Below are 21,603 nucleotides of genomic sequence, written 5' to 3' on the forward strand. Positions count from 1 at the left end.
TTTCAAAATAAGCTCTTTCCTGTATCATGGAATGACAGAATTCCGGAAAGAACTCTGGGAGGAGGTCCGTCCATGAAGGGAAAAACGCTCTTAATCCTTGCGCTCGCCTGCATTCTGGTCCTGCCTGCACCCTCCGCCGGCTCGCCGGAGGCAACCGGTCCCGTTCCCTTTGTGTTTTCAAGGGGTGACGGGCTGTTCCTCACCGACACGGAAGGAAACAGCCCGGCTCTTATTAGAAAAGGATACGATCCGGAGATCTCCCCCGACGGAACCGAAGTGGCCTTCACCGTCGCGACGGGAAAGGACGGGGGCGGAAGGCAGATCGGCCTGTACACCATCTCCACCGCGAAATCGAGAAACTACAGGTCCGTCATCCCCGGGGAGAACAGCTACGGTCCGAGGTGGTCCCCCGACGGAACCATGATCGTCTTCAACCACTGGGACCCGGAGCAGTCCGACTGGGTCCTGGGGCTCCTCACCCTCACCGACGGAACCTTCCGGGTGCTCGCTCCCGAACTGAAGGGGGTCTACTCTCCCTTCTGGTCCGACGACAGCGCCTCGGTCTACTGCCACGACCTGGAGAACTTTTTCCGCGTCTCCGTGGAGACGGGACGCACGGCGGCCCTCCGGAGGTTCTCGGAGATTCTCGGCGAAGCCATGCCCACCAGCGCCATCCGCTTCGCCGTCTCTCCCGACGGAACCCGCTGGCTTTTCGACGGTGAAGTGAAGGACACGTCCGACTGGCTGAAAAGCGGCGACGGTCTCATCTCCGCCCTTTTCCTCCATACCCCCGCCGACGGGACGACCCGCCGGATCACCGGCGACCGCATATGCGCCATCGGCCCGGCATGGCTGCCGGGAGGGAAGGACTTCCTGTTCTACGGGTACACGGAGAAGGAGATCAGCGGAGAAGGCTCGGGTTTCGCCGTCTTCCGGGGCACCCTGCCGGAAGGAAAGACAACCCTTTTGGTGCCCGACGGAGGAACCCCCTCGGCACGGATCCGCTGACAGGAAAGATTTATCCGAGGAGCGCCGGATTCAGCCTCCAGACCGAATAGGCGAGGACAGCGGCGAAGGTGGTCCAGGCGAGATAGGGAACCAGCAGCAGCGCGGCCGCCGGGCGTATTCTGCGAAATTGTTCCATGGTGGCCGCAAGGAGAACCAAAAGCAGGAGAATCTCCGTGAAGGCAAGGGCCCCGCGCCGCCAGAAAAAGAATATCCAGCTCCAGAGGGCGTTTGCCCCGAGCTGGAGAAAAAAGAGGCCGAAAGCGGCGGGAGCTTCGCGGAACCCCCTCTCCCGCCAGGCCGTCCATGCGGAGAGCCCCATCATCAGGTACAGGACCGTCCATACGGGGCCGAAAATCCATGCAGGAGGGGCCCATGAGGGCCTGGACAGCTCCCCGTAAAAGGAGGGTGCGGCCGCCGTCGCCGCCCCACCGGCCGCCGCGGCGGCGAAACAGAGGGCAATCCAGCCTGCAAGCCCGGCAGCGTCCTTCAACCCGGTCACCCGTCGTTTTTCAATCATTGTTCGCCCCTCCTTGCCAACGGACCGGGATCACGTCCCGGAACAGGGAATGCACACGGTCCGGCCGTCAGGAAGGGAAAGAAGCCGCGTTTCCATGGCTCTCTCGCCGCAGAGGGCACAGACCCCCGATTTTCTGATCACGGCCTTTTCGGGCATGGGTTCCTTCGGCTCCCCCACGGTGAACAGAACTTCATCGGCCTCCTCCAGAAGTCGCGCCGCCGACTCCTCCCTCGTGAGCTCCCTTTCCGGGGCGTTGAGGACAAGCCGGACCCCCTTGCCGTCGGAGCGCCTGAAAACGGTGAAGGCTTGCTTGCCGTAGTCCCGGAAATGGAGATTGCCCTTGCCGAAAGTGCATCCGAGGATGAACTGCACCGCGTCCACGCCGCAGGCGTCGTTCTCCGTCACGGCCACCATCTCCTCGTCCCTGTCGCGGGACATGCCGAGAAGCTTCAGGGCAAGATTTGAGGCCCGCCACCCGATAAGCACGCCGGGGCAGAAATGCCCGTGAAAATCCACAAGGGGTTTCAGTTCTTCGGGAAGAGGAAAATCGTTTATATCCATTGTTGGTCTCCTTGAAATCATTCGGGGTGTAATGCCACGTTTTTAAAATTTCGTAGCATCATTGTATCACCTTTTTACCGGGCGCCACCCGGAATTTCTGATTTTCACAGTTTTTTTCTCTTTTTTTCTCCGGGAAAGAGAAAAAAACAAAATCAGTAATTTTACTGAGAAGAACCCGCCGCCTGTCCGATACCATAACGTAATCATCGGTAATGCATCCTTATCGAGGGAGGCGATCCTGTGCCTTTTTTCCGGCGTTTCGCTTTCTTATCCGTTCTTTCATTCTTTTTTTCCGTTCTTGCAGTTCTTTCCTTTTCTCCGGCCGTTTCGGCCAATTCCCTTCCGTGGGTGGAACATTCGGTTCGCAGCGGTGAATCCGTGGCCTTCATCGCGGGAAGATACGGCGTATCCCCCCGGACCATCGAACGGGCCAACGAACTGTCCGTCCGGGAGGATGACGTCCTCCCCGGCGAGAAGCTGCTCGTTCCAAGGAAGGATTCGGATCTCCTGGCCACCATGGCGGAGTACAGGGCCCGCCAGAGAGGGGAAACCCTCGTTCCGCTGATCCGCATCGAAGAACCCCTTCCTCCGCCCCCTCCGCCGAAAAAAGCGGAAGCGGACCTGGCAGACGGAATCGAGCCCCTGATCAGGCCTCTCGAGGGAAGGGTGACCTCACCCTTCGGGAAAAGAGGAGGCAGGCTTCATGACGGCATCGACATCCCGGCCAGGCCGGGAACTCCCATTCTGGCCGTCCGGTCGGGAAGGGTCATTTTTTCAGGTGTCATCCGCGGTTTCGGGAATACAGTGACCATCGACCACGGCAACGGGTTCGTCACCCGGTACAGCCACAACAGCACCAACCTCGTCAAAAAAGGAGCCTGGGTCCGTCGGGGACAGCCGGTCGCCAAGGTGGGAAAAACCGGACGGACAAACTGCCATCACCTTCATTTCAGCGTTCTGGTCAACGGAAAACCAGTGAATCCCGAAAAATACCTGCCGAAGTGACTGAAGCGGCAGGCACCTCCCCCGCTTTTTTCGTCAATAACAGAAAACCCCGGACCTGTCCGGGGTTTTCTGTTATCAGTCCCAGGGAATGAAGAAGGGATCCCTTTCCTCCACCACGGCGTAGATCCTTCCCCTCTTCCGGTCCCAGGCGTACCTTCCGTTGGACTGAGGGCTCCCCGCGCCGTCAAGAAAGACCATATCCTCCGAAAGGGCTCTTCCATAGGTCACCCAGCCGCGGACCGGGGCGGCGAAAGGCAGCGTGCCCGCCACGGTGCTCTCCGGCCATTTTCCGAAGGAGGGAAGAAGGCCACGGGCGGTCATTTCCGACGCCAGGGTATCGTACTCCGCCGGTCCCGTGGTGAGAAAGAAGTGCTTTGCCCGGGACGACTGGAGAAGTCCTTCGAAGAGAGAGGCCGCCAGGTGACCAGCCATGTCCTCCTCCATGCGGAGGAGATACAGGGCTGCCATGTAGACCGCATCGGCAGCGGCAAGGGGTTTCGGCGTCTCGGAAGGGTAGAAGAAGCCGGAGGCTGTGTCCCACAGGGCAGGATCCCCGTCCTTCACAAGAAGGGAGAGAAGGGAGAGGGCGTTTGCCGCCCCTTTCTCCGGCTCCGTCCCGGGGCGGAAAAGGGACCGCCAGAGTTCGTAGGGCGACATCCTGTCGGCCCGGGACTCGAGAGCGTCCCGGTACTCCGCGGCCCCTGCCCTGGCTTCGGTCCGGGCGCCGTACCGGAGGACAAGATCCTCAAACCGCTTTTCCACCGTTTCCGCCGCCGCACCTCCCGCAAAGGCCAGGAAAACAGCCGTCATGGCAATCCACGAGAAGAAGCGAATTCTCCCTTTCTTTTCCATCGCTGCCGCCTCCTCCATATTCATCAGGTATGATCAGTCATTATACCCTCTTTCAATGTTAAATCCCATTGCGGAAAACCCTGTTTTCGTGCAGAAGAGTGTATTTTCAGGTAGAATTTCAATACTTCTCCGCTGGAAGGGTGGGATCATGATGGAAGAAAACCGTTCCCGGCAGCCCGACACAGTGCTTTCCGGCATTCTGGCCGTTCAGCCCCTGCTTGATTCCCTGGGGCACGAACTCTCCCTCCTGGACACGAACATGAGGTACCTCTGGGTTTCTTCGTCCATGGCCGGGCGGGCAGGAAAACCGAGAGAGGACCTTATAGGCATGACCTGCCATTCCCTCCACCACCGCTCCTCCGCCCCGTGCGGCGGCTGCCCCGTCCATGAAGCCCTCGTCACCGGTGAACCCGGGGAAAGGGTTATCATCTCCAACGGAAAAGTTTTCCTTTCCCGCGGGATTCCCGTAAAAGACGAATCCGGTACTGTGTGCGCGGTCTTCGAATGCGAGCGGGACATCACCCTGGAAAAAGAAAAGGAGAAGAGTTACGTCGATCTGGAAAACCGCTACATCGAACTGGTGGAGAACGCCCCCATCGGCATGTACAGGGTCACCTTCGACGGAAAATACCTCTCGGCCAACATCCACCACGCCCGGATTCTCGGCTACCCTTCCCCCGCCGTCCTCATGGAGGAAGTCAACAGGACGTCGGCAACGGTCCACTATGCCGAGCCGGAAGCCCGGAAAGGGGTGGTGGACCATCTGCGCAGCAATCCGAACCGGTGGCTGGAACGGGAGACCGTCTTTCTTCGGAGGGACCGCTCCCCCATCCACGTGCACCTGTACCACCGGAGCGTCTTTTCTCCGGACGGGGAGCCCCTGTACATCGACGGCTTCCTGGAGGACATCACGGAAAGGAAAAAGCTGGAGGAAAAGGTCCGTTCCGAACTGGAGCTGAGGCAGCAGATCTTCGACGCCGTTCCCGTCCATCTTTACCTGAAGGACAGGGAGGGAAGGTACACCTTCGGGAACAGGGCCTTCACGGAGTTCCGGAACCTGCGGAACGAGGACATTATCGGCAGGACGACCTTCGGTGTCCTTGGTGAGCCCGCCGCATCCATAGCCCGAGAGGAGGACAGGGAAGTGCTCCGCACGGGCAGGCCGCTCCGGGACCGGGAGCGGCGGGTGGAGGGCCGCGGAGGGGAATTCTGGTACAGGATCACCAAGAGCCCCATCCTCGATGAAAAAGGAAACGTGGAGGGCATCGTGGGGTGCGGGTACGACATCACCTCCCTCAAGGAGATTTCCCAGTCCCTGGCCGAGAGCGAAAAGCGGTTCCGGTCCCTGGCCGAGGATATGCCGATCCTCATCTCCACCATCCTTCCCGACGGTACAATCCTCTACGCCAACTCCGCGTACTGCCGGTGGTTCGGCAGGGAACACCAGGATATCCTGGGAGTTTCCTTCCTGGATTTCCTTCATCCCGACGACCGGGCGGCAGTGGAGAAAACCCGTTCTTCTCTCTCTCCGGAACAACCGTCCTTTTCCATGGAGCAGAGGGTGTTCGCCCCCGACGGTTCCCTGCGGTGGCAGCGCTGGATCAACAGGGCTTTCTTCGACTCATCGGGAAAGCTCCAGTTCCTCCAGGCCGTGGGGGAGGACATCACCGAGAGAAAAAACGCAGAGGAAGAGATCAGGGCCGCCAGGGACGAGGCAGAAAGGGCGAGCGCTGCCAAATCGGAGTTCGTGGCCAACATAAGCCACGAGATCCGGACGCCCATGAACGGCGTCCTCGGCATGTCGGAACTTCTTCTGCAGACACCTCTCGACCCGTCCCAGCACAATCTTGCCGGGATGATCCACGAGAGTGCCGAGCACCTCCTTACCGTCCTCAACGACCTTCTCGACTTCTCCAAGATCGAGTCGGGGACTTTCGGCCTCTCGGTGCTTCCCTTCCCCATCCGCAGAACACTGGAAGATACGGTCGTCCCCTTTCTGCCCGAGGCGGCGGAAAAGGGACTGCCTCTCTCCCTGGAAGCGGACCCTGCTCTCCCGGCCGTCCTGATTGGGGATCCCATCCGGATACGGCAGATACTCACGAACCTTCTCAGCAATGCCCTGAAATTCACGGAAAAGGGATCCGTCACCCTTTCGGTCCGGCTCCTCGGCAGGGAAGACGGGGAGGCAAAAATAGCCTTTTCGGTCACCGACACGGGCATCGGTATCCCGGAAGAATTTCTGGGTGAAATTTTCACGCCCTTCAGGCAGGGGGAAGCGTTCCGGACCAGAAAGTACGGCGGCACGGGGCTCGGTCTCTCAATTTCCCGGAAACTCGTGGAGATGATGGGGAGCGGCCTGTCGGTGGAAAGCACTCCCGGAAAGGGTTCCGCCTTTTCCTTCGTCCTGTCGCTGAAGACAGGGGATTCCGCCGGCGAGAGCGACAAACCCTGGCAAAGTTCCTTCGTTCCGGCGTTCGGAAAGGAAGCGGGGGTAAAGAAACCATCCGTTCTCGTGGTGGATGACAACAGGGTGAACAGGGAACTGGTGCGGCTGCTTCTGGAAAAAGGGGGCTATCTGGCTGAGACTGCCTCCGACGGAAGGACGGCAGTTGAACGGCTTTCCCGGACACGGTTCGACCTGGTGCTCATGGATATCCAGATGCCCGAGATGGACGGCTACGAAGCCACCGCATTCATCCGGGATCCCGGGTCTCCCGTGCTGGACCACCAGGTTCCCGTGGTGGCCCTCACAGCCCATGCGGGAAAAGGGTTCGCCGAGGAGTGCCTGAAAAAGGGAATGAACGACTACCTTCCCAAGCCCTTTTCATCGAACGAACTCCTGGGACTGCTCTACAAGTGGATTCCTCCTTCGGGAACTCCGGTCCGGGATACCGGGTCGCCTCCCTTTTCGCAGGAGGAACTGAAAAAGGAAGAAAATACCCTTTTCGACGGGGACAGTTTCTTCGCCAAGCTCCTGGGAGACAGGGACGAGGGGAAAATGCTCCTCGAACTGTTTCTGGAGGCGGTGCCGGAGGACCTGGAGGCCCTGGGCGACGCCATTGAAAGGGAGGATGTGCGTGCCTGCGCGAAAATAGCCCATACCATCAAGGGAACGGCCTCCAACGGGTGCGCCCCGGAACTCAGCCGAGTAGCGAAATCCATCCAGGCGGAGGCGGAAAACGGCCGTCCGGAAGAGCTTCCTGAGCTGTTTTCCAGGCTCCGGTTTTATTTCTCCCTCACGGCGGAGGCCATGAGAAAAGAGCTGGACCGCTGAAAAAAGCTCCCTACTTGTCGGGAAACCGCATGCGGTAGAGGGTCATGAGGGAAGCAAACCTCCGGGCGAGGTTCTCCCGCTCCGGAGAAAACTTCTCCTTCACTTCTTCGAAAGCCCTGTCCACATCCTCTTTTTTCGGCTTCACCAGTGCCGGTTTCCCGCGCTTTCCGGCCCTGGGAGGGGGAGAGGTCTTCCCCACCACCACTTTCACGGCGGTCACTTTCACTCCCGAAATTTTCGAGGCCTCCCGGGCCACGGAGGCCCCCCTCATGGAGAGGGCCTTCGCCGAAGAGGGGCTGTCCGCCTTCACGAGCAGAACGCCTTTTTCAATGTCGTCCGGCCAGGTTTTTTTCGCCAGCATGGGGCCCACCGCGGAGGCCCATTTGTCCCTCAGGCCGGGAAGGGCGAGCTTTTCCTCCGCTCCCCTGGGCATGACCAAATCCAGGAGGGCGGCCACAGGTCCCGGAACTCCTTTACTGCGCCTGATATTCCTCATCGTCCGCTTCCCTCCGCGACAGAGAATTGAGGTACACCGACAGAAGGTGAATGTCCGTGGGAGTCACGCCGGAAATGCGCCCCGCCTGCCCCAGGGTGAGGGGACGGAGGGCCTCCAGCTTCTGCCTGCTTTCGGCGAGGAGGCCGGAAATGGAGGAATAGTCGAGACCGGATGGAAGACGTACTTCTTCCATCCTCGAGAGCCGTGCCACCTGCCGGTGCTGTCGTTCGATATACCCCTCGTATTTGATTTCCACCTCGAGGGCCTGCACTTCCTCCCCCCGGGGAGGTTCCGGCGACGGAGAAAACCGCTCCACCAGGGAATAGGGAACCCTCGGCCGGCGCAGCAGGTCAGCCGCCGACACCGTCTCCGAAAGGGGAGCCGATCCCAGGGCCGCCAGGGCGGCGTTCAGTCCCTCAGAAGGGGAAACCTTCGTTTTTTCGAGCCTTTCCGCTTCAGTATCGATCCGCTTCCACCTGGCAAGGAGGACATTCCACCGTTCATCCCCGATGAGGCCGATCTTCCTCCCGATGGGAGAGAGCCTTCGGTCGGCATTGTCATGGCGCAGGAGCAGCCTGTGTTCGCACCGGCTGGTGAGCATCCGGTAGGGTTCCTTCGTTCCCTTGGTGACCAGGTCGTCCACAAGCACCCCGAGATAGGCCTCGGAGCGGGAAAGAACCACCGGCTCCTCTCCCCTGGATTTCAGGGCGGCGTTGATGCCCGCCAGGAGCCCCTGGGCGGCGGCCTCCTCGTACCCCGACGTGCCGTTGATCTGCCCGGCGCAGAAAAGCCCTTCCACCCTCTTTGTCTCCAAATAGGGGTGGAGCTGGGTAGGGATGACGTAATCGTACTCTATGGCGTACCCGGGCCGGGTGATGTGGGCAGAGGCGCACCCGGGAAGGGAATGGACCATGGCAAGCTGTACATCGTAGGGAAGGCTCGTGGAGAAATTCTGCACGTAGACCTCCCTGTTTCCCCGGGACACAGGCTCCAGGAAGATGAGATGGCTTTCCTTCTCCGGAAACTTGATGACCTTGTCCTCGATGGAAGGGCAGTACCGCGGTCCCGATCCCTCCATCCAGCCCATGTAGAGGGGAGACCTGTGGAGGTTTTCCCTGATGATGCCGTGGGTCCGGGGATTGCTCCTCGTAAGGTGGCAGAAATACCCCTCGTGGATCTTTCCCTTCCCCCAGAGGGAGAAGGCCAGAGGTTCCGCTGCGCTGCCCTGGGCGGTAAGGGAAGAAAGGTCCAGGGTATCCATATGAAGCCGGGGAGTGGTATCGGTACGGGTCCTCGCCGTCTCAAGACCCGCTTCCCGGATGGACCGGGAGAGTTCCTCCGCGGGAACCTGCCCGAGAGGACCGGAAGCAAAACTGTCCTCCCCGATGTAGACCTTGCCTCCGAGATAGGTTCCCGTGGCGAGCACTACCGTTTTTCCCTCGTAGACAAGACCGTACTTCGTCCGGACACCCCTGATCCTGCCCTTTTCCGTCCAGAGATCCGTCACCACGTCCTGGTGGATGTCCAGGTTCTTCTGGGTCTCCACGGCGAGGGTGTAATGGGCAGCATAATCCCGGAGGTCGCACTGGGCCCGGAGAGCCCGGACGGCAGGTCCCTTGGACGTGTTCAGCCAACGGACCAGCATGGCGGAGCTGTCGGCGGCCTCTGCCTGCTCTCCTCCGAGGGCGCTTCCTTCCCTGACGAGGTGCCCCTTTGCCGGCCCCCCTATGGAGGGATTGCATGGCATGAGGGCCGTGTTGTCCAGGTAGAGGTTGAGCTGGAGCACCGCCGCTCCCATCCGTGCCGCGGCAAGAGCCGCCTCGCACCCGGCATGGCCTCCTCCCACCACGATGACATCATATTTTTTATCGCACACTGCTGCCATTCCGTTCTCTTCCTTTCAGGATCCCATTTCTTTTCTCAGCGGCAGGGGAGCACGGCTCCCTCCTCCACTTTCCACATGCTGCCCGGCCACTCGTCTGCCGTCATCTCCGCCGCAGCGGCCACTACCTGCCATCCCGTTCCCGCCAGGGAGGCCATGGTGATCTTCCGTCCCTCCCGGTCAAGCTCGGAGGCTATTTCATCGAGAAGGATCAGGGGCTTCCGTCTCAGCCGTGCCTCCACGGCCTTGCCCGCCGCGAGCATAAGGGCGACGGAGGCCCTCCGTATCTGGCCCCTGCTGAAAAAAGCCGCCGCTTCCCGTCCGCCCGTCCGGACCATAAGGTCGTCCCGGTGAGGCCCCACCAGGGAAAGGCAGCTTCTCCTTTCCCTCTCGCTCCAGGTTTCCAGGGACTTCCACCAGTCATCGAGGGGATTTTCCGTTCCCGAACCCCCTCCCCGGACATGGGCAAGCTCCAGGGGAGCGGGGGAAAGGTCAGGAAAATGGGCCAGCCCGAGGGAAAGAAGCCCCGCCGCCTCGTCCCTGCACGACCATATCCATGCCGCCAGGGGAGCCATGGCCCTGGATACGGACTCCGTTCTTTTTCCCGCCCTGAGGAGAAGGGTCCTGTGACGGACCACCCTCCGGAAATCGCTGATTCTCCTGGCGTACAGGGGGAAGAGGAGGGCACATAATTTATCCAGAAAATTCCGACGAATAGTAGGAGATCCGTCCAGCAGAGCCATATCCCCGGGAAGGAAGGCCAGAGCGGGCACCCTCGCCCTGACCTCGGGAAAAGAAACCCGCTTTCCGTCGCACTTCACCACGGTGGAACCGCCGACGGCCATGGCGAGAAACAGGTCTTCCTCGCCGCAGAAGGTACCGGTGATATACGCCCTGTCTCCTTCATTCCGCCATGAGGGAAGGTCTTTTCTTTCGCCGAAAGGACCCCATCCCGTCAGCAGATGGAGTCCTTCAAGGCAGTTGGTTTTACCCGCCCCGTTTTTTCCCGTGACCAGGTTCAGGCCGGGATCCCAGGAAATCCGGACCGGAGAAAGATTGCGGAAATTCCGGACGAGATACTCGGAACACCACATGCCCTATTCTGTGGGAAAATCCTCCTCTTCCCCGGCGTCTTCCTCGAAGGAGAGGTCGCTTTCCGTCAGCTTGATGGGCATAACCATGTACAGAAAGTCCTTCTGGTCCGGCCGGAGCATGGTCATCTGTCCCTCGGGGCCGTTGAAGCTGATGAAGGCCCGGTCGCCGTAGAGGGCTTTCAGACCGTCGAGGAGAAAACCCACGTTGAAGGCCACCGTCAGGGGCTCGCCTTCGATCTTTCCGTCAAGAATTTCTTCCACCGCTCCCGTTTCAGGAGCTTTACCCGTGAGGACGAGATCTCCCTGGGGTGAGAGGCGGAAAAGTACCATGCGGCTGAATTCCCTGACGATAACATCCACCCGCTCAAGGGCGGCCGCAAGGACGTTTCTGTCTATGTCCAGGCTTGTGGTGCTCTGAGGGTTCAGAATCTTTTCGTAGTTGGGGAATGCCGCCTCCACCCTCCGGACGGAAAATTCCAGGCTGCCCATCTGGAAGAACACCAGGGTGGTATCGGCGAGAACCCGTACGTGAGTTTCACCGTCCATGGAGGAAAGCAGACGCTGAAGCTCCTTCAGGCCGGTGATCGGCAGGAGAAAATCACCGTCTTCTCCTTTTTCCGCCGGATAGCATTTGGACAGGGAGAGCCGCCGTCCGTCCGTAGAAATGACCCGGAGCTCCCCGTCCTTCATCTGGAAGAATGCTGTGCCGAGATACTTGGGAAATTCCTCGCCGACGGTGCTGGCCACTGTTCCTTCCGAAATGGTCCGGAGCAGCTCCGAGGCGCTTATGGAACAGAAAAAAGGAGCGCTTTCCGATATGGGAAGAGTGGGAAATTCCCTGGAAGGGTAAGTGGTGAACTTGTACCGGTTCCTTCCCGCGATGATCAGCCCCTTCCCGTCGGTGACGGAGACGGTGAAGACGCTTGTGGGCGCTTTTTTGAAGAGTTCCCCCACCACCTTGACCGGCAGGACCGCTTCTCCCTCTTCTTCCACCAGGATTCCCCTGGAGATGCATTTTACAGATGTTTTCAGGTCGGTGGCCTCGAGACGGACTGTGTTTTCGTCGTCCTCGCCGGAGGCTTTCAGCAGTATGCCCGTAAGAGAGCTGATGGTGCTTTTCGAGCTGGTGCTCCTTTCGGCAATCTGCCAGTTTTTCATGAACTCTCCCTTGTTGATCTGAAGTCTCACAATGTTTCCCTCCCCGAAGTACATCTTTTATTGTTTTTTGGTTTTAGTGACAGTAATGATAATAGGTGGTGTGAATACTGTGGATAACCTGACGGCCGGGCCGGATGACGGGATTTCCTCCTGTGGATAAGATTCCATCCGGACGGCAAAGTTATTCACAGTATCCACAGGAAAAATTAAAACCGTTCCATACCGGTCAGGTTATCCACACACAGGAAGGTTCATTCACAGTTTCCCCTCGATAGTATCCACAATCTGCCGGATCCGGGGCTGTTCCTTCACCATCTGGCTGATCTTCCTGTGCGCGTGGAGTACGGTGGTGTGATCCTTTTTCCTGAAGGAAAGGCCGATCTGCTGCAGGCTGACCTCGGTGAGCTTGCGGCAGAGGAACATGGCGATCTGCCTGGCGAGGGCCAGGTCGGATGTTCTCTTGGCGCTCAGGAGATCGTCCACGCTCATGCTGAAAAATTCGGCCGTCGCGTGCTGGATGGCATCCACGCTCACAGGCCCGCGGATATCCTTGCGGATCACGTCCTTGAGCCACTCTCCCGTGTTTTCCTCCGTGATGGGCTCGCTGGAAAGCTCGGCGCACGCCACCACCCTGTTGAGGGCGCCCTCCAGCTCCCGGATGTTGCTCGGGATATTGACGGCGAGAAAGTTGATCACCTCGTCGGGGATGTCATACCGCCGGAGCTGGGCTTTTTTCTGCAGGATGGCTATCCTGGTCTCCAGGTCCGGGGACTGGATGTCCGTGACAAGCCCCCACTCGAAGCGGCTCACGAGCCGGTCCTCGATGCTCTGGATATCCTTCGGGGGTCTGTCGGAACAGATGACGATCTGCTTTTTGGAGGTGTGGAGCTGGTTGAAGGTGTGGAAAAATTCCTCCTGGCTGCTCCCCTTGTTTCCCAGGAACTGGATGTCGTCGATGAGGAGGATGTCCACGCTCCTGTACTTGGACTTGAACTCCTGGGTCTTGTTGTTCTTGATGGACTGAATGAACTCGTTGATGAACTTTTCCGAGCTCACGTAGGTCACCTTGTGGTTCGGGTTCCTGTCGAGGACGTAATGGCCGATAGCGTGCATGAGATGGGTCTTTCCCAGGCCGACGCCTCCCCAGATGAAGAGGGGGTTGTAGGCTTCCCCCGGGGTTTCCGCCACGGCGAGACTTGCCGCGTGGGCCAGCCTGTTGGACTTTCCCACCACGAAGGAGTTGAAAAGATAGCCCTGATTGAGCCCTCCCCGTGATTCGGCTGAGCCGCCCGAGGCAGCCTTCTGGGCCCGCTTCTGCTCGTCCTTTTTCGTTTCCGACCCCACCCGGAGCTCGATGTCGTCGCTTTTGCCCGTCTCCCTGCAGATGCGGACCAGGTCCTTCAGAAACCGGGAGGAAATCTGCTCTTTCACGAAAACGTTGGGAACGTCGAGAACGAGGGATCCCTCCACAAGGTCGGTGGGGATACAGGTTTTTAGCCAAAGGTCAGCGGTTCCCGCGGGAAGGGACTGGGACGCTTCCGCCAGAATTTCTTCCCACAGCCGGTTGAGATCTTTTTCCACAATGCTTCACCTCATGCTGAGAATGGCACCATATTATCACAAGGAGCGGAATGTGGATAACTCGGGAAGAAGGCATCCGCAGGAAAAGAAGAGTTTTTTCCTTTCCGGTTCTGTGGATGAAAGGAGGATGGAGAATATGTTGTCCACAATACTTGTCCACATATCCACAATCGGGGTTTATTTTTGTGGATAGGTAAAAATACGGATGCTGTCCGCTGGAACAAAGTTGTTACAAAATTCTCCGTCCGTCACACAAATTTTGAGCCGCTTACGGGAACAGGTCTTGCGGGTTATCCACAACTTGCCCACAGTTGTGCACAAGTTCATTTTTCCTCCCTCCCCGCAGGCGGAGAAAACCGCCTGTGGACAACTTTCGCTTCATGATGGAAAATGAACTCGGTCTTCGGATAAGAAACTCACTTTGGTTATTTCGGAGGAGAAAGAGATATGAGTTCTTCCCTTCTTCATGTAATAAGTCACACGGACCTCGACGGCATCGCTGCGGCGGCGGTTGCATGGCACCGGTGGCGGCGGGAGCGTCCCCTGAAGGTCTCCCTGGCCGGGTACGGGTCAGTGGACGGCCTGATCCTGGAAAGCATCGCCGCAGGGCAGGAATTCCTCGTGGCGGATCTCTTCTGCCAGGACAGCCGGACCGTGGATGCTCTCGACAGGCATTATTCCGAGGGGGAAGACCCCTTCGTCTTCGACCACCACGAAACCACGGCGGCCCGGTACGGGGGCCGTCCCTGGGCGGTGGTGGATACGGCCTTCTGCGCGGCGAAGGTCTATTACCGCTGGCTTGTCGGAAGGGGAGACCCGGGAATGGAGCGGCTCTCTCCCCTGGTGGAGCTTGCCAACGACAGGGATCTCTGGATCAACGAAAATCCCGACAGCCGCCTCTGGCAGGCCCTCATCACCCTCTGCGGCCCCTACAGCCTCCTGGCAAGGCTGGCGGAAAACCCGGACCCCTCTCTCGCTCCCCACGAGCGGGCCACGGGGGAGGATTTCGTGGAAAAGCAGGAAAAACGGTTCGCCCTCGCTGTGGAAAAAATGGGGAAGGGCTCGGGTGACCTGGCCTTCGTCGAGCCGGGAGTTCTGGAGTTCGGCGACGTGTCCGATTTCGGCGGCCTCGTGCTGGACCGGATGGCGGAACCGCCTCTTCTGGTGGCCGTGGCGGCGAAGCGGTTTTCCGGCGAATGGGCCGTCTCCCTCCGCAGCCGGAGCGAGATGGCGGGCAAGGTGGTCGGCATGCTCCGGGACGGAAAAAAGGTGCGGGGTGGGGGGCACGACGATTCGGCGGCCCTCTATTTTCCGCCCTCCTATAGCCCGGACCAGATCTGGACCACCCTCCAGGCGGCCATGCGGACCATCCGGGACCAGGAGCGCCCCACGGGAGTCACCCTGGGAGACCTTTTCAAGACCGGCGGCCAGAACGAATCAGGCGGCTGAAGAGAAACGGGCTGCGGCCTGAAGGAGGATTCCATCATGAAAGTGCTTGTTACGGGCTTCGACCCCTTCGGGGGCGAGCCGGTCAATCCCGCCTTCGAGGCGGTGAAGCTCCTGCCCAGGACAACTGCCGGGGCGGACGTGGACATCCTGGAGATTCCCACGGTGTTCCACAAGTCCATCGAGGCGGTAGTGAAGAGGGCAGAGGAAATGTGCGCGGACAGGATCCTCATGGTCGGCCAGGCCGGAGGGCGCTTCGAGATCACCGTGGAACGGGTGGGCATCAACGTGGACGACGCCCGGATCCCGGACAACGAGGGCAACCGGCCCGTCGACGTGCCCATCGACCCCGACGGCCCGGCGGCATATTTCGCCACCCTTCCGGTAAAGGCCATGACGGAGCGGATCCGTTCCCGGGGCATTCCAGCGAAGGTGTCCAACACCGCGGGGACCTTTGTGTGCAACCACGTGCTCTACGGCGTGCTGAACGCCGCAGCGAAGAAGGGTCTCCCGGTGAAGGCGGGCTTCATCCATGTTCCCTATCTTCCGGAACAGGCTGCGGGAAAGGACAGCGTCCCGTCCATGTCCGCGGTCACCATCGCCGCGGCCCTGGAAGCCGCCGTGGAGGCCATGGCGACCACAGGCGAGGACGTGAAGGTCTCCGGCGGAAGGGAACACTGAGGAGGAGGAATCTTTCGGCCTTCCCGTTTTTTCTGGGCGGCGAAAGTGCTAGAATAACGGCGCCGGCTAAGGACCCGACACAGACAAATACCGGTTATGTATAGTTTTTTCGATGCCATTCCTGCGGGGAGGTTTTCACCGGCCATGCAGCTCTTCTTTGAGCAGTTGCTCAACGGCGTCGCCATGGGGGCGATCTATTCCCTCATCACCCTCGGCCTCGCCCTGGTGTACGGCGTCATGCGCATTCTCCACGTGGCCCACGCCGCGGTGTACACAGCGGGCGCCTACGTGGGACTGTACGTTTTTTCGATTACCGGCAGCCTGCTACCGGCAGTGCCCGCGGCCATGGCGGCCTGCGCCCTTCTGGGAACTGCCATCGAGCGGCTGGTCTACACTCCCCTGCTGAAATACCCGCCCTTCGTGCCCCTCATCGGGAGCATCGCCGTCTTTCTCGGCCTGGAGGAGATCTTTCGCCTCGTGGGCGGCCCGTACATCCTCTCCTTCCCCGCCGAGTTCCCCTTTCCGGGGATCACCGTCCGGGGGGTGGTCATCTCCCCGGCCATCATTTCCATCTACGCCGTCAGCGCGGCGGTGCTGCTGCTCCTCTGGTTCATCGTGACGAAGACGGAGCTCGGCCTCGCCATGCGGGCCACGTCCCAGGACCGGGAGATCGCCGGCGCCATGGGCATCAACAGCTCCTACACCATCAGCATGACCTTCGTCCTCGGATCGGCGGTGGCCGCGGTGGCAGGAATCCTCGTGGGGATCTACTTCAACCAGGTCTACCCCACCATGGGAGCCGTCCCCGCCTACAAGTGCCTCGCCCTCATCGTGGTGGGGGGCCTCGGGTCCCTGCCCGGCGCGGTGCTCGCCTCTCTGCTTCTCGGGGTGGGGGAGACGCTGCTCATCGGGTACGCCAATATCCCCCTGCCGAGGGATTCCCTGGCCTTCATCGCCATGATCGCCGTGCTCCTCTGGCGTCCCCAGGGACTCCTGGGCAACAGGTAGGGAGGGAAGGATCATGAACGACTATTCCATCACCATCCTGACCTTCATCGCCATCCAGGCCATCGTGGCCTGCGGCCTCAACGTCATCGTGGGGTACGCCGGGCAGATATCCCTCGGCCACGCCGCCTTTTTCGGCATCGGGGCCTACTCCTCCGCCCTCCTCACCACGAAGGCCGGCCTCACGTTCTGGACGGCCCTCCCGCTGGTGATCCTTCTCACGGGCGCCATCGGGCTGGTGCTCGGCATGCCGAGCCTCCGGCTCCGGGAGGACTTCCTGGCGGTGACCACCATCGGCATCAACTTCATCGTGGAATCGGTCTTCCTGTACGTCCCCTTCTTCGGGGGGGCCCTGGGGCTGGGGGGAATACCGAGCATCACCCTCCTCGGCACGAGGCTCCGGGGACCGAATTTCCTGTACCTATGCCTCGCCTTCCTGGCCGTGGTCCTCTTTCTCTCCCGGCGGTTCACCAGGAGCTGGGGGGGCCTTGCCTGCTTCGCCCTCCGGGAGGAGGAGACGGCGGCCTCCAGCATGGGGGTCTCCCCCATCCGCTTCAAGCTGCTGGCCTTTGTCATCGGAACGGCCATGGCGGGATTGGGCGGTGCACTGTACGCACACCTCATGCGGTTCATCAGCGCCACGGACTTCGGCTTCACCCTCTCGGTCTCCATGATGTCCATGGTGGTCCTGGGGGGGATCGGCACCCTCTGGGGCCCGGTGCTCGGCGCCCTGATCCTCGGCGTCCTGCCCGAGGTCTTCCGTCCGCTGATCGACTACCGCATGCTGCTCAACGCCGCCATCCTGCTGCTTATGATCCGGTTCCAGCCCGCGGGGCTCCTCGGCGAGGGAAGCCTTCTGCGGCGGCTGTTCCGTCCGGGGAGGGATTCGGCTCATGAATGACATCCTGCTCCGCCTCGAAGGCGTTTCGCGCCATTTCGGCGGCCTGAAGGCCGTGGACGACGTCTCCTTCTCCCTCGCCCGGGGGGAGATCCTGGGCCTCATCGGCCCCAACGGCGCGGGAAAGACCACCTGCTTCAACCTCATCTCCGGCGTCTACGCCCCCACGAAGGGGGACATCGTGCTTGAGGGAATCTCCACCGCCGGCTTTCCTCCCTACCGCATGGCGGCCATGGGAGTGGGGCGGACCTTCCAGGTGGTGAAGCCCTTCTCCACCCTTTCCGTGCTGAACAACGTGCAGGTGGCCCTCGGCCTGACCCGCTACGGGAGCGTCCTCTCCTCCCTGGGCCCCTGGGACACAAAGGCCTCCAGGAACGAAGCCCTGGAGATCCTGGAGGAGGTGGGCATCGCCCATCTCGCCGGAACGCCTTCCGGGCAGCTTCCCCTGGGAAACCAGAGGCGCCTCGAGCTCGCCCGGGCCCTGGCCCTGAAGCCGAAGCTCCTGCTGCTGGACGAGACCTTTTCCGGCCTCCGCCACGAGGAAGCGGCCATGCTCTCGAAGCTGGTGCTCGGGGTGCGGGCCAGGGGTATTTCCGTCCTCCTCATCGAACACAACATGAAAGTGGCCATGGGGCTCTCGGACCGCCTCGTGGTCCTCGACCACGGCAGGCTTCTCGCCGAGGGAAAACCGGAAGACATCCGGTCCGATCCCCGGGTCGTGGAAGCCTACCTCGGGAAGGGGGCATCCTCCCATGCTTCTTGAACTGCGGGATCTCCAGGTCTTCTACGGGGACATCCACGCCCTGGACGGTATCTCCCTGTCCGTGGCGGAGGGAGAGCTCGTTTCAGTCATAGGCGCCAACGGCGCCGGGAAAAGCTCCCTGCTGAACTGCCTCATGGGGGTCGTTCCCGCGAAGGGCGGCTCGGTGACCTTCGCGGGGAAGGATATTTCCTCCATGCCGGTCCACGGGCGGGCCCGGAGCGGCATCCGCATTGTTCCGGAACGGGCAAGGGTCTTTCCCAGGCTGTCCGTGTATGAAAACCTCCTCACAGGGTGCTTCGGAATGAGAAACACCATCGACCTCGCCGGCAAGCTGTCCTGGCTCTACTCCCTCTTCCCCGTCCTGGAGGAGCGGAAATCCCAGCTCGCCTCAACCCTTTCGGGAGGGGAACAACAGATGCTGGCCATCTCCAGGGCACTCATCGCGGACCCGAAACTCCTGCTGGTGGACGAGGTCTCCATGGGGCTCATGCCCATGCTGGTGGACAAGGTTTTCGAGGTGCTCTCCATGCTCAACCGGGACCACGGCCTCACCATCCTGCTGGTGGAGCAGAACGCCCTGGCCTCCCTGGGCATTTCCTCGAGGTCCTACGTCCTCGAGACGGGCAGGATCGTCCTCGAAGGACCTTCCGGCCGGCTTCTCGAGGATCCCAGGGTCCGGGAGGCCTACCTCGGCCTGTAGTGAAAAACGGCTGTACGGGACAGGATGGCCTGTCCCGGGAGAATAGAACGGCAACTCTCAAATTTTCGGAGGTGGGAAAATGCGTATTCTGAAAACGGCAGTACTGGCTCTGTGCGCGGTGCTTCTTGTCTCGTCCGCGGGCTTCGCCGCGGATACGGTGAAGATCGGCCTGCTCGTTCCCCTGACCGGCCCGGCGGCGGCCGACGGCACGAGCGCCCTCTATTCGGTCCAGATCGCCCTCGACCAGGTCAACGCGGCGGGAGGCGTCCTGGGCAAACAGGTGGAACTGGTGTACTACGACGACAGGGCCGACGCCAAGGAAGCGGTCGCCCTGGCCCACAAGCTCATCGAGCAGGATAAGATAGCAGCCTTCGTGGCTGGGTCGTACAGCCTTCCCACCCGGGCCGTGGCCCCCATCTTCCAGGAGGAGGAAATTCCCCTCGTGGCGGCCTACGCCATTCACCCCGACGTGACCCGGGCCGGAGATTTTTGCTTCCGGAACGGCTTCCTGGGCATGGTGGAGGGAAAGGCGGCGGGATACACCGCCCACAAGCTCCTCGGCGGAAAGACCGTTGCCCTTCTGACCAGCGACAACGACTTCGGCCGGACCCTCGTGGAGGGCTTCAAGGAGTACGCCTCCAAGTTCGCCCCCGACCTCAAGATCGTCAGCGAGCAGGCCTACCCCTTCTCCGAGAAGGACTACAAGCCCTATCTCTCGAAAATCAAGGAACTCAACCCCGACGTGATCTTCGCCAGCGGATACTACTTCCAGACCGGCCCGCTTCTCCGCCAGGCCAGGGAGCTGGGCATCCAGTCCAAGATCCTCGGCGAGGAGGGCGCCGACTCCCCGAAGCTCATGGAGATCGCCGGCGACGCCGCTGAAGGGTTCTATATCGTCACCAACTTCGACCGGGACGACCCCCGTCCCGTGGTGCAGGGCTTCCTCGCGGAATTCCGGAACCGCCACAAGTTCGAGCCCGACATGGTGGGTGCCTCCGCCTACGATGCCTTCATGATCATCATGGACGGAATGAAGACGGCAGGGAGCACCGACGGCAAAAAGGTCCGGGACGCCATCGCCGCCGTGAAGGACTATAACGGTCTCACCGGCATCATCGGCGGCTTCGACGAGATTGGTGAAGTCGTCAAGCCCGTCCAGGTGCAGGTGGTAAAGGAAGGGCTCTTCCGGCACTTCGGCGTGGTCACCGACCCCGAGCTCATCAAGCCCTGACCTGAACGGTTCTGCGGCGGAAGCGATTATAAAAAAAGCGTCCCCCCCTGGGGGGCGCTTTTTTTAGGGAATCCGTTTTTCAAAGGACAGGATTCGCCGCCCGCCTTCATTTTACGCGGCGCTCCAGGGATTCCTTTGTTGGAAAAACCCCGGCAAGGGACCCGCAGGGGTGATTATCGGGGTTTCCATTTATTTCCCGGTTGTGAGGACAGCATTGTTCACGGCAGTCTTCAGCTCGCTCCATAATTCCTCGGACGCGTCGTCGATATTCTCCCAGGCCTCGTCTCCAGCTTCGAAAAGCTCATTCAGTCGCTCTCTCGTCTCTCCTATTTTCTTTTCAAGATCACGTATTTCCTTGGGACTCCCGGCAGCCGAATGTGCGTTCTTCTCCTTCAATTCCTTTAATTTTAACAGTGCGTGAGCAAAACCCAATTGAGCCTGTATTTTACGTCTGTAGGCTGCCTTTGTAATTGCATACATTGCGCCATCTCCTCTTATCGCTTCCCAAGTCCTTTCCAGATTTTCCCGATACGCCTGAAACCGAGCCACCCTGACCGGGCATCCGATGTACCGGGATATTGTGATCGTTTTCCTGTCTCCAAAAACGGAGGCACTCTCCTGGGCCGGAATAGTGTTCGACACCGCCGGAAAACAGCACGAAATCATATCCAGCCTTTTTTCTGTAACCCGGACCTATGGGACAGGAGAGGTCCGAAAAAAAACCTCGGCAAGCCCCCCGAGGAGGCGCCGGCCGAGGTTTCCTTATAACGTATCTTCTGAGATTTTCCTTTTACTTACTTATGAAACCTGGCGGCGGCATTGCTGACGGAAGTCTTCAAAGCGCTCCAGGCGTGGTCCGCACCCTCTTTGAAATCTGTCCAGGCGGTATCGTCAGCCGCTGACAGTTCCTTTATCCTGGTCTTCGTGTTGCTCACGTTCTTTTCAAGATCCTGAATCTCTTTGGTGAATTCGATAGCCGCATCAGCCGAAGAAATCTTTGCCTGAGCCTTCAGTTGATCCAATTGAGCCTGGGCCAGTTCCAGTTCCGCCTCGATCTTATTTTTATAGGCTTCCCTTGTACTCACACCAATCATCTCCCTTTTTCGATGCCCTCTTTTTCAAAAAACGCACCTCTCCATCCGCCCCAAAGACATCATCTTGGAGGGTACTCAACATGCGGGGGTTAGAGAAATTTCCCTCCGAAGAACAGAGCCACGCCGCCGACAGCGATCGACGTCATGCTGATCCACACCGGGATGGAGACACTGCGATTCTCGTCCACAGATACTCCGATCGGTCCCAACTGGGCCTCATGGGTTGCCTGCGTATAGGTGAAACCTCCGTAGGCCAATCCCAGCACGCCGGCCACGATCAACAGTATTGCCAAAGTTTTCATTATACCCATTTCACTTCCTCCTTCAGGAGAAAACCTTCGATTACGCTTTGAACGC

The 21,603-nt window shown here is 60.2% G+C and carries 21 protein-coding genes; 10 read left to right on the top strand and 11 right to left on the bottom strand.

Features of this window, described 5'->3' with window-relative positions; all coding sequences use genetic code 11:
* Window positions 1-72 precede the first annotated feature (72 nt).
* On the top strand, window positions 73-1,008 hold the full coding sequence (locus tag C8D99_RS06940) for a TolB family protein (protein ID WP_133957414.1): 936 nt from the start codon (window positions 73-75) through the stop codon (window positions 1,006-1,008).
* 10 nt (window positions 1,009-1,018) lie between these two features.
* Here C8D99_RS06940 and C8D99_RS06945 read toward each other — a convergent pair whose 3' ends face one another.
* Together C8D99_RS06945 and C8D99_RS06950 are read right to left on the bottom strand one after the other, a co-directional pair.
* Window positions 1,019-1,525: a TspO/MBR family protein gene (locus C8D99_RS06945; protein WP_133957415.1), complete on the bottom strand. Its 507-nt coding sequence runs from the start codon at window positions 1,523-1,525 to the stop codon at window positions 1,019-1,021.
* A gap of 30 nt (window positions 1,526-1,555) precedes the next feature.
* Window positions 1,556-2,086: an FmdE family protein gene (locus C8D99_RS06950; protein ID WP_133957416.1), complete on the bottom strand. Its 531-nt coding sequence runs from the start codon at window positions 2,084-2,086 to the stop codon at window positions 1,556-1,558.
* 240 nt (window positions 2,087-2,326) lie between these two features.
* On the opposite strand from C8D99_RS06950, the gene C8D99_RS06955 reads away from it, so the two are divergent.
* Window positions 2,327-3,091, top strand: coding sequence for a peptidoglycan DD-metalloendopeptidase family protein (locus C8D99_RS06955; protein ID WP_133957417.1), 765 nt, complete (start codon window positions 2,327-2,329; stop codon window positions 3,089-3,091).
* 75 nt (window positions 3,092-3,166) lie between these two features.
* Here C8D99_RS06955 and C8D99_RS06960 read toward each other — a convergent pair whose 3' ends face one another.
* Complete coding sequence (locus C8D99_RS06960) at window positions 3,167-3,943, bottom strand: cell division protein FtsL (RefSeq protein ID WP_133957418.1); 777 nt, start codon at window positions 3,941-3,943, stop codon at window positions 3,167-3,169.
* Between the two features lie 148 nt (window positions 3,944-4,091).
* Between C8D99_RS06960 and C8D99_RS06965 the strand changes: the two genes are divergently transcribed.
* Window positions 4,092-7,217: a PAS domain-containing hybrid sensor histidine kinase/response regulator gene (locus tag C8D99_RS06965; RefSeq protein ID WP_166670061.1), complete on the top strand. Its 3,126-nt coding sequence runs from the start codon at window positions 4,092-4,094 to the stop codon at window positions 7,215-7,217.
* A 10-nt stretch (window positions 7,218-7,227) separates the two neighbouring features.
* Here C8D99_RS06965 and C8D99_RS06970 read toward each other — a convergent pair whose 3' ends face one another.
* The 5 genes from C8D99_RS06970 to dnaA all read right to left on the bottom strand — a co-directional run bounded on the left by C8D99_RS06970 (window position 7,228) and on the right by dnaA (window position 13,431).
* The gene (locus C8D99_RS06970) at window positions 7,228-7,713 is read right to left on the bottom strand and encodes a DciA family protein (RefSeq protein WP_133957420.1); all 486 of its coding nucleotides are present in this window, start codon (window positions 7,711-7,713) and stop codon (window positions 7,228-7,230) included.
* Window positions 7,691-9,598 (bottom strand): tRNA uridine-5-carboxymethylaminomethyl(34) synthesis enzyme MnmG, encoded by a 1,908-nt coding sequence (mnmG, locus tag C8D99_RS06975; RefSeq protein WP_133957421.1) that lies wholly within the window; start codon window positions 9,596-9,598, stop codon window positions 7,691-7,693. The genes C8D99_RS06970 and mnmG overlap by 23 nt, the downstream gene beginning before the upstream one ends.
* A 35-nt stretch (window positions 9,599-9,633) precedes the next feature.
* A complete protein-coding gene (gene recF, locus C8D99_RS06980) occupies window positions 9,634-10,689 on the bottom strand; it encodes a DNA replication/repair protein RecF (protein WP_133957422.1) in 1,056 nt (351 codons plus the stop codon).
* 3 nt (window positions 10,690-10,692) lie between these two features.
* Window positions 10,693-11,877 (bottom strand): DNA polymerase III subunit beta, encoded by a 1,185-nt coding sequence (dnaN, locus tag C8D99_RS06985; RefSeq protein ID WP_133957423.1) that lies wholly within the window; start codon window positions 11,875-11,877, stop codon window positions 10,693-10,695.
* A gap of 225 nt (window positions 11,878-12,102) precedes the next feature.
* A complete protein-coding gene (dnaA, locus tag C8D99_RS06990; protein ID WP_166670072.1) occupies window positions 12,103-13,431 on the bottom strand; it encodes a chromosomal replication initiator protein DnaA in 1,329 nt (442 codons plus the stop codon).
* Between the two features lie 444 nt (window positions 13,432-13,875).
* On the opposite strand from dnaA, the gene C8D99_RS06995 reads away from it, so the two are divergent.
* The 7 genes from C8D99_RS06995 to C8D99_RS07025 all read left to right on the top strand — a co-directional run bounded on the left by C8D99_RS06995 (window position 13,876) and on the right by C8D99_RS07025 (window position 20,152).
* Window positions 13,876-14,877, top strand: coding sequence for a DHH family phosphoesterase (locus tag C8D99_RS06995; RefSeq protein ID WP_133957425.1), 1,002 nt, complete (start codon window positions 13,876-13,878; stop codon window positions 14,875-14,877).
* 36 nt (window positions 14,878-14,913) lie between these two features.
* The gene (gene pcp / locus C8D99_RS07000) at window positions 14,914-15,555 is read left to right on the top strand and encodes a pyroglutamyl-peptidase I (RefSeq protein WP_133957426.1); all 642 of its coding nucleotides are present in this window, start codon (window positions 14,914-14,916) and stop codon (window positions 15,553-15,555) included.
* Window positions 15,556-15,699: 144 nt separating this feature from the next.
* Entirely contained in the window at window positions 15,700-16,563 is an 864-nt protein-coding gene (locus tag C8D99_RS07005; protein WP_133957427.1) for a branched-chain amino acid ABC transporter permease, read from the top strand.
* A 13-nt stretch (window positions 16,564-16,576) separates the two neighbouring features.
* On the top strand, window positions 16,577-17,461 hold the full coding sequence (locus C8D99_RS07010; RefSeq protein ID WP_133957428.1) for a branched-chain amino acid ABC transporter permease: 885 nt from the start codon (window positions 16,577-16,579) through the stop codon (window positions 17,459-17,461).
* Entirely contained in the window at window positions 17,454-18,221 is a 768-nt protein-coding gene (locus tag C8D99_RS07015) for an ABC transporter ATP-binding protein (RefSeq protein WP_133957429.1), read from the top strand. The genes C8D99_RS07010 and C8D99_RS07015 overlap by 8 nt, the downstream gene beginning before the upstream one ends.
* Window positions 18,211-18,921: an ABC transporter ATP-binding protein gene (locus C8D99_RS07020; RefSeq protein ID WP_133957430.1), complete on the top strand. Its 711-nt coding sequence runs from the start codon at window positions 18,211-18,213 to the stop codon at window positions 18,919-18,921. Before C8D99_RS07015 ends, C8D99_RS07020 begins: the two co-directional genes overlap by 11 nt.
* A gap of 79 nt (window positions 18,922-19,000) precedes the next feature.
* Window positions 19,001-20,152, top strand: coding sequence for an ABC transporter substrate-binding protein (locus C8D99_RS07025; protein WP_133957431.1), 1,152 nt, complete (start codon window positions 19,001-19,003; stop codon window positions 20,150-20,152).
* Window positions 20,153-20,341: 189 nt separating this feature from the next.
* Here C8D99_RS07025 and C8D99_RS15405 read toward each other — a convergent pair whose 3' ends face one another.
* The 3 genes from C8D99_RS15405 to C8D99_RS07040 all read right to left on the bottom strand — a co-directional run bounded on the left by C8D99_RS15405 (window position 20,342) and on the right by C8D99_RS07040 (window position 21,557).
* A complete protein-coding gene (locus C8D99_RS15405) occupies window positions 20,342-20,794 on the bottom strand; it encodes a sll1863 family stress response protein (protein WP_208321118.1) in 453 nt (150 codons plus the stop codon).
* Between the two features lie 152 nt (window positions 20,795-20,946).
* The gene (locus tag C8D99_RS07035; RefSeq protein WP_133957433.1) at window positions 20,947-21,237 is read right to left on the bottom strand and encodes a sll1863 family stress response protein; all 291 of its coding nucleotides are present in this window, start codon (window positions 21,235-21,237) and stop codon (window positions 20,947-20,949) included.
* A 98-nt stretch (window positions 21,238-21,335) separates the two neighbouring features.
* The gene (locus C8D99_RS07040; protein WP_133957434.1) at window positions 21,336-21,557 is read right to left on the bottom strand and encodes a hypothetical protein; all 222 of its coding nucleotides are present in this window, start codon (window positions 21,555-21,557) and stop codon (window positions 21,336-21,338) included.
* Between the last annotated feature and the right edge of the window lie 46 nt (window positions 21,558-21,603).

The sequence above is a fragment of the Aminivibrio pyruvatiphilus genome, from assembly GCF_004366815.1.
Classification (GTDB): domain Bacteria; phylum Synergistota; class Synergistia; order Synergistales; family Aminobacteriaceae; genus Aminivibrio; species Aminivibrio pyruvatiphilus.

Bases quoted from the DNA above. Each gene is read 5' to 3' on its own strand.
- C8D99_RS06940 (WP_133957414.1), top strand. From the start codon at position 73: ATGAAGGGAAAAACGCTCTTAATCCTTGCGCTCGCCTGCATTCTGGTC.
- C8D99_RS06945 (WP_133957415.1), bottom strand. From the start codon at position 1,525: ATGATTGAAAAACGACGGGTGACCGGGTTGAAGGACGCTGCCGGGCTT.
- C8D99_RS06950 (WP_133957416.1), bottom strand. From the start codon at position 2,086: ATGGATATAAACGATTTTCCTCTTCCCGAAGAACTGAAACCCCTTGTG.
- C8D99_RS06960 (WP_133957418.1), bottom strand. From the start codon at position 3,943: ATGGAAAAGAAAGGGAGAATTCGCTTCTTCTCGTGGATTGCCATGACG.
- C8D99_RS06965 (WP_166670061.1), top strand. From the start codon at position 4,092: ATGATGGAAGAAAACCGTTCCCGGCAGCCCGACACAGTGCTTTCCGGC.
- C8D99_RS06970 (WP_133957420.1), bottom strand. From the start codon at position 7,713: ATGAGGAATATCAGGCGCAGTAAAGGAGTTCCGGGACCTGTGGCCGCC.
- mnmG (WP_133957421.1), bottom strand. From the start codon at position 9,598: ATGGCAGCAGTGTGCGATAAAAAATATGATGTCATCGTGGTGGGAGGA.
- recF (WP_133957422.1), bottom strand. From the start codon at position 10,689: ATGTGGTGTTCCGAGTATCTCGTCCGGAATTTCCGCAATCTTTCTCCG.
- C8D99_RS06995 (WP_133957425.1), top strand. From the start codon at position 13,876: ATGAGTTCTTCCCTTCTTCATGTAATAAGTCACACGGACCTCGACGGC.
- pcp (WP_133957426.1), top strand. From the start codon at position 14,914: ATGAAAGTGCTTGTTACGGGCTTCGACCCCTTCGGGGGCGAGCCGGTC.
- C8D99_RS07005 (WP_133957427.1), top strand. From the start codon at position 15,700: ATGCAGCTCTTCTTTGAGCAGTTGCTCAACGGCGTCGCCATGGGGGCG.
- C8D99_RS07010 (WP_133957428.1), top strand. From the start codon at position 16,577: ATGAACGACTATTCCATCACCATCCTGACCTTCATCGCCATCCAGGCC.
- C8D99_RS07015 (WP_133957429.1), top strand. From the start codon at position 17,454: ATGAATGACATCCTGCTCCGCCTCGAAGGCGTTTCGCGCCATTTCGGC.
- C8D99_RS07020 (WP_133957430.1), top strand. From the start codon at position 18,211: ATGCTTCTTGAACTGCGGGATCTCCAGGTCTTCTACGGGGACATCCAC.
- C8D99_RS07025 (WP_133957431.1), top strand. From the start codon at position 19,001: ATGCGTATTCTGAAAACGGCAGTACTGGCTCTGTGCGCGGTGCTTCTT.
- C8D99_RS07040 (WP_133957434.1), bottom strand. From the start codon at position 21,557: ATGGGTATAATGAAAACTTTGGCAATACTGTTGATCGTGGCCGGCGTG.